The following is a 321-nucleotide window of genomic DNA, read 5'->3' on the forward strand; positions in this document are numbered from 1 at the left end:
CGTGGGTGGCGCGAGCGAGGCAGGCCAAATCCAGCCTTTTGCTGTCGAACTTCGGTTACGCCTACCTGCTCGACCTGTTCACCCGGCTCGCCAACGGCCACCTCGACAAGGACATCGACGCGCTGATGCCTTGGGCCTACATCCCGGCGGCCAACACCAAGGCCCCCTCACAACCGGTGAAATGACCTCATCCGTGAGTACCCAGTGAGCTCAGACAACCACCGGACGCCGGCGTCGCCGGGCGAGAGCGCAAGCGAAACCTCAATGTGGTTTTGCCCCCGTTTCACCGGACACTCAGGCGTTTGCGGTTTGGGCTGCGAT

General features: G+C 62.9%; 1 protein-coding gene. It reads left to right on the plus strand.

Features of this window, described 5'->3' with window-relative positions; translation table 11 throughout:
• Positions 1–185: transposase domain-containing protein (locus FG154_RS20975; protein WP_145112111.1), on the plus strand; the 185-nt coding region annotated here is incomplete at its 5' end.
• Positions 186–321: the final 136 nt, after the last annotated feature.

This window comes from Cereibacter sediminicola (genome assembly GCF_007668225.1).
GTDB classification, from domain to species: domain Bacteria; phylum Pseudomonadota; class Alphaproteobacteria; order Rhodobacterales; family Rhodobacteraceae; genus Cereibacter_A; species Cereibacter_A azotoformans.